This is a genomic window from Rhizobium sp. PP-CC-3G-465 (genome assembly GCF_004343445.1).
Lineage (GTDB): Bacteria > Pseudomonadota > Alphaproteobacteria > Rhizobiales > Rhizobiaceae > Ferranicluibacter > Ferranicluibacter rubi.
In genome coordinates, this window is record NZ_SLYH01000014.1 from 41839 (window position 1) to 51199 (window position 9361).

A 9361-nucleotide genomic window follows, 5' to 3' on the forward strand; every position below is an offset into this window, starting at 1 on the left:
AGCTGAAGTGAGTTGCAATCCTAATTCTCGTTTAAAATCAGTCAGATATCTTTCTTCAGTTTCAATCTTCGCTGATTTTTCCGTCTTCATGGGACCTCTCAATCTGCTCTACCTCCAAGGTATCACTGAAGCCTCGGGCCTGCAAATTTTCCCTCTCTTTCCGGCTTTCACTTGCGTCAGAGGACTACAATTTCTCCCAAAAATTCTGAGCATTCGCAGAGTTTGATTTTTCCCAAAATTCAGATAGCGTGCATTTCTCATAAAATGGGAAAAGCGGCACCGCCAAATGGCCAAGGAAAAGAAGATGGCGAAGTTGAACTGCAAGGTGCCTGCTGGCGTCAATGATGCCGTAAGGATCGCGAAGATCAGACGGGACGATAATAAGGGGAGGGTTCTTGAGCACTTCGTCGATCTGGCGCTCAGCAGCTCGACACACGTCGTGCGAAATTTCGCAGGTCCCGATCAGTTCAACTGCACACTAACCCTTTCAGAGAAAAAGTATGCAGAGGCGAAAGAGTATCGGATCAAGCACAGCCTCGATAATAAGGGGGCTTTTTTCTACGATGCGCTCTTGCGCGGTGCGTCTGTCTATCTCGACAAGCACCACCCGCTGGAAGCCGACGTCGGCACGCAGCTGCCTGTGGAAAGCCCGCCTTCTGCCGAGTAGTCACCAACCGTTTGACAGTCCAGACGCCGTTCTCTCTCTCACTCTCTCTCTAAAGCTTCGCGGCCAGCGAGGTTAATTTCTTCGAGAGCCTATCAATCAGTGCGACCGGTCATGAAGAAGAAGCTTCCCGCTCCCGCCAAAGTGGCGATAGATGAACTGAACGAGTTTCAAGCAGCATCGCTGGTGGGTATGTCGCCAACGCTGCTGAAGTGGTTTGTAAGCTATGCGCCTAAGCACGCCTCCAACCGCAAGCTAAAAGCGAGGAAGTACAAGAAGCGATATTTCTTCGATCGGGCCGAGCTTGAAGGCTTCAACGATTGGCTGAGCTTGCCATGGCCTTCGAAGAACGGTGATCGCCCGCCCGTACCTTCAGGTATCAAATCGGAAATTCAAGAAGAAGCGCACGGTGAGTGCGCAATATGCCATGGGAACGCCAATTCGTGCGAAGCCGCCCATATTGATCCTGTAGCGAGTTCGAAGAACAACCATCCTGATAATCTGATTTGGCTTTGCGCTAATCATCATACCAAATTCGACAAGCATGGTTATGGGCCTAAGGCCGAGAACGCTGCCTTTGTCAAATCGTTCAAGCACGTTCTGACCTATTACCGCCGCGCCGTATGGGAACTTCAGGCAGAGGTGACAGGTAGCCTTTTCACCATTCTCAAAGCCTGTGAAAGCCTCAACCTGCAGATTGGAGCAGCATCAAGCGCGGAGGAGCGCGCCTCTATCAAGAAACTGGCGACGAAAGTCTTGGTCGCTGTACCGACGATGGCCCCTACATCCAAGCAGGACCCCGGCTACGCAGCATTCGAGGCCATGAAGCCTAAATTCAAAGCGCTGGCCGGAAGCTCTACAGAAACAAAAGACCTGCAAACCACGCTCACCTTCGCAGTAGAGGTCAAAGAAGAGTATGCGCAGAGAGCCGGCTATGTGGATTGCCCGCTTTGCGAAGGGCGCGGCCACTATCGGCAAATGGATTGTCCTGAGTGTGGGGGCGAAGCTGAGCTCACGAAGGCGCAGGCCGCATCTATCGATCTCAGTCGATATGCTCTAGTCGATTGCCCGTTATGTGACGGATCACGGCATTTCCGGGGAGACGATTGTCCTGCCTGCGGTGGCGACGGCGAAATGGAGCAACGTTACGCTGACCAGCTCGACACACGGGACTGGGAGGAGGTCGATTGCCCGGTATGCGAGGGCACCGGTAGTTTGCATGGATACACTTGCCACCCCTGTGGTGGCGACGGTCGAATGGATCGGCAAGATGCCGATCGCATTGACGTCCGCGACTATGAGCTTATTGATTGCCCGCTTTGTGAAGGCAGCGGGAAATTCCAGGGCGAGGATTGCCGAGCCTGCGGCGGAGATCGTCATATGACACGCCAAGATGCGGATACGGTCGATCTGCGTGCCTATCAACGCGTAAAATGCGTCATCTGCAAGGGATCCGGGAACTGGAATGATCGACCTTGTCGGGCATGCGGAGGGGAGGGTTCGATGGAGAGGGGGCAAGCGGATCAGGTTGATCCGAACGATTACAAATTCGTCAGATGCCCCATTTGTAAAGGACGCGAAAACTTTTGCTGGACTTGTGGTGGCGAGGGCCAGGTCCCACGCTTCTTCGCAGATGAGCTCTGAATTTTACCAAGTACGCGCCGCGCTCCTTGATCACGGCCCATCGTTCGTCATCACCGCGAACCACCTTGTGCCAGCCGATCTCACAAACGTCGTTTGCGCCATTACCAGCTGTTTCGAGATCAATAACGAGGATGCGAGCTGTTGGCACGGTTTATGGTTCTCTCTGACGATCCCTGATCATTAATCAAGTCCAAGCTGCGGTTGTTCCTCGTGGACAACATCCTTACTGGGCAGCGAGGACAGGGTCACGCCGAGCAAACGTACGGAGCGGTTGAAATGATAGATGGTCGCCAGCAGCCCCGCAGCGGTTACAAGAACGTCGTTGCAGTTGGCAAAAGGAAGGCCGTTGCTCCTGGACCGGGTCGCCTGGGTAAAATCGGAATACTTAATTTTGACGGTAATCGTCTTGCCGCTGAAACCTTTGGCCTCGCAGTAACTCCAAACCTTTTCCGCGAGCGGCTTCAACTCGTAGGTGGCAAGATCGAGATCTTCGATGTCCTGCACAAACGTGTCCTCGGCGCCGACGGATTTTCTGACCCTATCGGGCCGCACCTGACGGTCATCTATCCCGCGCGCAATGCCACAGAAATAGGGACCAGATTTCCCAAAGTGCTGTGACAGAAACTGCAGCGATTGTGCTTTCAAGTCTGCGCCGGTCTCGATCGCCAGTTTGTGCATCTTCTCGGCGGTCGCCGGCCCGATCCCATGGAATTTTTTGACGGCGAGCCCCTCGACGAATGCCTCCCCGTTCTTTGGCGTGATCACCGCCTGGCCATTGGGCTTGTTGAGGTCGGAAGCCATCTTCGCAAGGAACTTGTTGTAGGAAATACCGGCGGATGCGTTTAGGCCGGTCACCGCCTTGATCTTCGCACGGATCTCCAGAGCGATCTCGGTTGCGATCGGCATAGCCTTGAGGTTCTCGGTCACATCGAGATAGGCCTCATCAGCCAAACTTCGTCAACGGTGAGAAATACAGGCACCAAAGCGTCTAGAGAAGGGCCTGATATTCTTCCCTACTACACCAGGAATTAGCTTAAAGTACCATGTGCAACCTAAAGGAAAATGAGGTACAAAATTTGCGAAAGCTAAATAGTCATTAGGTGTGAAATCACACTGCCAATGCAAAACGCGAATACGCGCCCACACAAAAGGTATCAGCAATGCCAACAACCCGAAAACGCGCACCATTCCAGAGGAATGCAGTAAAACGGGCCGACCAGAGATTTACATTTCTATATCTTAAAAAAATAAAAAATAAAGATGTAAGAAACCTGATACGTGGCATTCTCTCTGCTGAGAAAAATACGGAGCTCTCAAGCACCAACATGAACCTGCTGCGCCGCGCCGCGACGGGAAAGGATCTTTCAGTTGCGACCGAGATGCTAATAGGCCATCAAGGCGCTTTCCCATTTAAGGGGAAGAGTGAGACTTACCGCTCCCTGCTCCAAATCCATTCGCTAGAAGAAATCCCAGTTGAAAATGAGGTAGCCTTCGTAATTGGTCACCTCAATGGGTGGGCAAGTGAAGTTAAAGAAATCGTCGGCGCAATTCGTCTTCTATCTGCCATTACTGATGCTGCTGGCGACGACGCTCTTACGGCGCTCGAGGTAATAGCTGAGCGATGGGGCGCATCTAATTTTCTCGCGAAAAAAATCGCATATATTGCGGCGCGTGATGCAGACGACGCTAATATCTCTCCCCATCTAAATAGAATTGCAGATAAACTTAATCAGCAAAAATACTCAATTCCCTTCTTTTCAGCTCTTGAAGCGATTGACCTTGACTTTCCGCTATTTAACGGAATGGCCGGAAGAGTACAGCTTATAAAAAAACATATCAGAGACGATTTTCGTCAGTTGCTACCATTAAGCAATATAGTAGCGGTACCAATATCCACCAATGACGTCGGTAGCTTCTTAAGAAAGTCATATTCGATGTCGATGGTAGACGAAGTGGTCTCAATAATGATAATTATGAATCTCTCCGAACAATGGCCGAGCGTCATCGGATCTATTCAGCAAACCGCATCAAAGGAAATAATAGAGATATTTAAAAGGTTTGAAGAAACGGAATTCAACAGTACCACTTTATACGTCGACGCTAAACCAGACGAGGCCGACCTCGTATTCTATAGGCGTTCTATAGCTTTCTTAGAATTTCCTGGCCCCGCGAGCTATCGTAGCTTCATAGATCGCGTTCTTGGCCCGAGATTTCTAATGCGTACCGAAGCAATAGAGCCATACACCGCCGATATAAATATACCAACTCGAAAAGATCTCAGTAAAGCCCTATTGGGATTCAAGAAACCTACAGATTATAATAATATACAAACAGGTGGTAAATTCCTTAGAACGGTATATTTTCTTGTTGCTCTAAAAAAATCACGAGAAATGAGAGCATTAGATCAGCACGATATTCGTTTTATATTTGAGCACACCACCGGATTAGACGTTCTAATGAGCGAGATGGAACTTGAGCGTCTTTATGCGACTGCCGACGAAGGGTCACGCCCTCTTATAACGGTTCTAGCACTCGCGCTGCACAAATCGCGTTCAAACAGCGACGATGTCGATTTTAAGTTTAGACTAAACTTATCAAGGACTATAAACGAAAAGTACAATAAAAGTATTCAGTCGTTTTTCGAATGGCTTCTCCCAAACTCGCCTGAAGTAGCTAACTTCTTGCTCGCAATCCTTGATAGATCGACTCTTCAAAAAATGTACTGGTTAGTATCCAGTCCCGACCAAGCAGACATAATAAGACAGGACATATTGAGGAAAGTCGGAAAGAACCGCGGAAGAATTGAGTATTTTATAGAGGCGGATTCTATAGAGGCCAGGCGACAGGTATCAAAATTGCAGCAATATTTTGATGATAGTCGCATGTACGTAGATGGATTTGCTATGAAGCGATGGCTAACGGAGAATCCTACGGCTTATACGCAACAATACCTAAGAATAATTGAATCCGGCGGTGATGCACTGACCGCTGTGAGAGTAACCAACCCTAACAGCGGACACGTCGCGGAAATCTTAGTCCTGGCATCTTTTGACTATGTTTTGTTTGAGATTGTAAAAAGCGCGTTCCATCAATTTTGTACTAATACGAATTTCGGAATTGAGTCGTACTTAGGAAGACGTATCCGCCATAATACACTTACAGGTATGATGCGAGGCGGCGTAGAGTCGATAATAAGCAAATCGCAGTTTCAGCTTCTGGCTTACGACAAAGAATTTATGGCATCGTATCGTCAGTGGCAATCTTCGTATCGAGACCTGATAGAAGATATGCGAAGAGATATATTGCAATTTCGTGTGCAGAATAAGCCAAAAGGAATATTTAAATCTGATCTTAACTTCGACGATGACCAGACACGAAATAATTTAGTAGCATTAAGAAAAATGATACAAAACACTAAAAGTATTGATCTTTTCGACGATCTGCTCATGCGTTTCTGTTGGGTGGAAATTGATCCGCAGCTGAAATCGGCCGCAAAATATATTGGCGTTGAACTTTTAAATAAAGCTATTGCTTCGATGGATCATTGGTTGGGTCAATATGATAATCTTACTCAGCGAGAATTGCGGCACGAATTAAGAAATGCCGTATATGAGCGCTTTACGCGGTTAGCTAGCTGGTTTCGTCAGCCTGAGAGTGGGTTTGTTAGCGCTAATACAGAACAGTTGTGTAACCTCATATTGTTTGAAGCTTCCGACAAACCGCTTACTGAGGATCCGCTGATTGTCTATGAGGGAGAATATTCAAAAACTATGATGGAAGGCCTATCGGTACATCGAATGTACGACTGCCTTTCTGTACTTATAAGGAACGCTCTTAAATATGGAGCTGAGAATGTTCCGGTTAGAGTAGCTGTGGAAGGAATTGTGAGGCAAGGATCAAATCTTGCTCGTTTCAATGTGTCGGTAAAATCGACATTGGCAGATACGGACGAAAGAAACGCTCATGTACTGCGGCTTGAAAAAAGTTTCAAAGACGATGATCTCGGCGCTTCCATGGTGCGCGAAGGGTATACCGGAATAAAGAAAGTTCGGTACATCACACAGACTAGCGAGAGCCGTTCAACTGTTGACTATCACATAGATGGAAGTGAATGCCGTATTTCATATGTTTTAACAGTTGAAATATCCCAGTCTACGGAGGCGGATACCGAATGAGAGTTCTTCTTGTAGAGGATGAAGAGCATAAACAAAATGATCTTATAAATAGACTTTATAAGAATGGTGTTCGGCAAGATCAATTGACAGTTGCACAAGGAGTGAGAGAAGCTGTAATTGAAGCGGAGTTGCAGAATTTCGATTTAATTGTCTTGGATATGGCGCTCCCGACACATTCAAAGGCTAGTGGTAGTGTAGCGCAAGCTGTTGGAGGTGTTGAAGTATTAAGAACCTTACAGGCGCTTGGTAGGAGATCTGCTATTATTATCGTAACACAGTATCCTGATGTTATCGTTAATGGTCAGAAAGTTAAGCTGCAAAACGTTGCAAAGGTTTTATCAGCTCGATACGAACAAGAAATACTTGGTGGTATATTGTATTCATTCAATATGCCGAAATGGGAGGCGTCTTTTGACGCTTTAGTGGGAGTAGTCAATGCGCGTGGTGGTCTTTGAAGATACTGATGAGAAGTACCGAGTGATCCATAATGCTCTAATTAGCCGTGGTGTTAAAGGCAGTAGTGTTCTTCGGGTTTCGAACGTATCGCAGTTTGCGGCGCTCGGCGAACGAGACTTTGATCTCTGTATTATAGATATCAGGATGCCGGGAGTAGAAGGAGGTGATCGCAGGAGTTCTGGAGCTGAGATTCTACAGATGCTCGACTATTCTGGGCGCCAAAGAATTCCACTACTTGCAATTACAGCATTTCCTGAAGATGCACGTGAATTCCGTGATCTCTTTGCGGCTAGGGGATGCATAATCTATGATTTTGATAATATCACGGTTTGGTCGCAGGCATTAGATATTTTTTTGGCACAGGCTAGAGATAGAGGGAGATATGATTTCATCATTCTAACTGCGCTCAAGGAGGAGAGAGCTGGCTTTATTGGTGACTCCACATTTAAGATTGAGAGTGTAGAGCGCCACGGCTTAGATATTTGGGACTGTGAGTTAGAAGGGCATCAAGGTGCCATTATTGTTCTACCGCGTATGGGGCTGGTAAATGCTGCTGCTATGACTGCCCGAGTATTAGAGCTCTATGCTCCTCAGGTGGTAGCTTTGAGTGGAATTTGTGCTGGTATTGGGGAGGCTGCATTAGGTCAGCTATTGGTTACAGAAATATGCTGGGAGTATCAGTCAGGAAAGTGGATAGGTGAGAGTTTGGAGAATGAACCTTATCAGGTTGTGGTTGATGAAAATACGAGGGTAATACTGGCGAAGCTCGTGGATGAGACCGATATCTTGCGAAAGCTGGAGAGTGAGTACGATGGCTCTATACGTCCTAGTAGGAAATCAAATCCAAAAATGGCCATTTTCTCAAGTGGCTCGGCAGTTATTGCAAGCGCCAAGCGTCTAGCGGCTGTTAAAGAACAGCATCGCAAAGTTAAGGGAATTGATATGGAAATCTTCGGTTTCCATCGGGCGGTCGAGCTTTCAGGTCAACGGACGAGGGCGTTTAGCGCTAAAGTAGTGGTTGATAAGGCTGATGAAGCTAAATCTGATGATCTTCATGAGTACGGAAACTATATTTCCGCGCAGTTTTGTCTAAAAGCCATTCGAAAACTTCTGGTTAAATCTTAAATAGGGGCAGGCGTTGGAAATAGTGGGGCGTCAGTGACGTAATGTTTTCGATAGTCATATTTAAACACAAAGCTCCATATTGCGTAGCATTGGAGCCGGTTGCGGAGATGGGCTCGGCATAGTCGGCTAGGGTCCGGTATCCGAGCGACGGAAGGTGTCATCTACAATCGCGCACTCATCGACCTGGCACGCCACTACGGCTTCCACCCGAAGGCGTGCAAACCTTATCGTGCAAAGACCAAGGGCAAAGTCGAGCGACCGTTCCGGTACATCCGCGAGGACTTCTTCGTGGCCCGCTCGTTTCGCAATCTCGACGACCTGAACGCCCAGCTCCGGCACTGGCTGGACACCGTCGCCAATCCGAGGAAGCATGCGACAACCATGCCCTTCGTCAATGAAGCCTTTGCCGAGGAGCGACCGCACCTGCGACCGTTACCGCTGGCACCGTTCAAATCCGTTCTGAAGCTGGAGCGCCACGTGTCGCGGGAGGGCATGGTCAGCGTCGGTGGCAATACCTACAGCGTTCCGGATGCCACGCGAAGCCGAATGGTTGAGGTCCATTCCCCCGCCGACGAGGTCCGCATCTTCGAGAACGGCACGCTGATCGCAACTCACCCGGTCCTGGAGGGCCGTAAACAGCGCCGGGTTCATCCGGATCATCGGCGACCCATTCAGCCTCAACATGCGCCGGGGAGACGGCAGGATACTCATATCTTCAAACCCGCCGGCGACACCGTGCTGCAGCGATCGCTTGCCTTCTCCGATGCCGTCGGCAAGGTCCTGGCACAGGAGAACCGACGATGAGCGCCACCCTCGACCCGATTCCGTCGATGATCGACCGTATCCGTCATGATCTCGTTGGCCTGAAGATGCCGCGCGCATTGGAAGCTCTCGACCATGTCGTGCGCCGCCTCGAGCATGCTGAGCTATCGGCCCTTGAGGCCATCGATATCCTCCTGTCGGAGGAACTAACCCTGCGCGAGAACAGCCGCATCAAGACCGCCCTGCGCATGGGCAGACTTGCAACGATCAAGACGCTCGCAGGCTTCGACTTCACCTTCCAGCCCTCGCTGGACCGGGATCGCATTTTCACCCTGGCCCAGCTCGGGTTCGTGGACCGTCACGAAGCGGTTCATTTCCTCGGCCCACCGGGAACGGGAAAGAGTCATCTTGCCACGGCGCTCGGCGTCGAAGCCGTCAATGCCGGAAAGAGCGTGTATTTCACGACGCTCGCCGATCTGATCGGTTCGCTTGCCCGTTCAGAACGGGAAGGCAAGCTGCAGGAACGCATTCGCTT

The 9361-nt window shown here is 49.3% G+C and carries 5 protein-coding genes and 3 pseudogenes; 7 read left to right on the top strand and 1 reads right to left on the bottom strand.

The window, feature by feature from the left end; genetic code table 11:
* Positions 1-304: 304 nt before the first annotated feature.
* Complete coding sequence (locus C8J33_RS23800; protein ID WP_132665579.1) at positions 305-667, top strand: hypothetical protein; 363 nt, start codon at positions 305-307, stop codon at positions 665-667.
* A gap of 111 nt (positions 668-778) precedes the next feature.
* Positions 779-2308: an HNH endonuclease gene (locus C8J33_RS23805; protein WP_132665580.1), complete on the top strand. Its 1530-nt coding sequence runs from the start codon at positions 779-781 to the stop codon at positions 2306-2308.
* A 180-nt stretch (positions 2309-2488) separates the two neighbouring features.
* Here the strand turns inward: C8J33_RS23805 and dinB are convergent.
* Positions 2489-3253, bottom strand: a pseudogene (gene dinB, locus C8J33_RS23810) (DNA polymerase IV); the annotation flags it as partial.
* A gap of 215 nt (positions 3254-3468) precedes the next feature.
* Between dinB and C8J33_RS23815 the strand changes: the two are divergent.
* The 5 genes and pseudogenes from C8J33_RS23815 to istB form a co-directional block, all read left to right on the top strand.
* Positions 3469-6483, top strand: coding sequence for a hypothetical protein (locus tag C8J33_RS23815; protein ID WP_132665581.1), 3015 nt, complete (start codon positions 3469-3471; stop codon positions 6481-6483).
* The gene (locus C8J33_RS23820) at positions 6480-6938 is read left to right on the top strand and encodes a response regulator (protein ID WP_132665582.1); all 459 of its coding nucleotides are present in this window, start codon (positions 6480-6482) and stop codon (positions 6936-6938) included. The genes C8J33_RS23815 and C8J33_RS23820 overlap by 4 nt, the downstream gene beginning before the upstream one ends.
* Entirely contained in the window at positions 6919-8064 is a 1146-nt protein-coding gene (locus tag C8J33_RS23825) for a response regulator (protein ID WP_132665583.1), read from the top strand. The genes C8J33_RS23820 and C8J33_RS23825 overlap by 20 nt, the downstream gene beginning before the upstream one ends.
* Before the next feature lie 147 nt (positions 8065-8211).
* Positions 8212-8868 (top strand): annotated as a pseudogene (locus tag C8J33_RS23830) (Mu transposase domain-containing protein); the annotation flags it as partial.
* A pseudogene (gene istB, locus C8J33_RS23835) lies at positions 8865-9361 on the top strand (IS21-like element ISRel3 family helper ATPase IstB); the annotation flags it as partial. The pseudogenes C8J33_RS23830 and istB, both read left to right, overlap by 4 nt.

Bases quoted from the DNA above. Each gene is read 5' to 3' on its own strand.
- C8J33_RS23800 (WP_132665579.1), top strand. From the start codon at position 305: ATGGCGAAGTTGAACTGCAAGGTGCCTGCTGGCGTCAATGATGCCGTA.
- C8J33_RS23805 (WP_132665580.1), top strand. From the start codon at position 779: ATGAAGAAGAAGCTTCCCGCTCCCGCCAAAGTGGCGATAGATGAACTG.
- C8J33_RS23815 (WP_132665581.1), top strand. From the start codon at position 3,469: ATGCCAACAACCCGAAAACGCGCACCATTCCAGAGGAATGCAGTAAAA.
- C8J33_RS23820 (WP_132665582.1), top strand. From the start codon at position 6,480: ATGAGAGTTCTTCTTGTAGAGGATGAAGAGCATAAACAAAATGATCTT.
- C8J33_RS23825 (WP_132665583.1), top strand. From the start codon at position 6,919: ATGCGCGTGGTGGTCTTTGAAGATACTGATGAGAAGTACCGAGTGATC.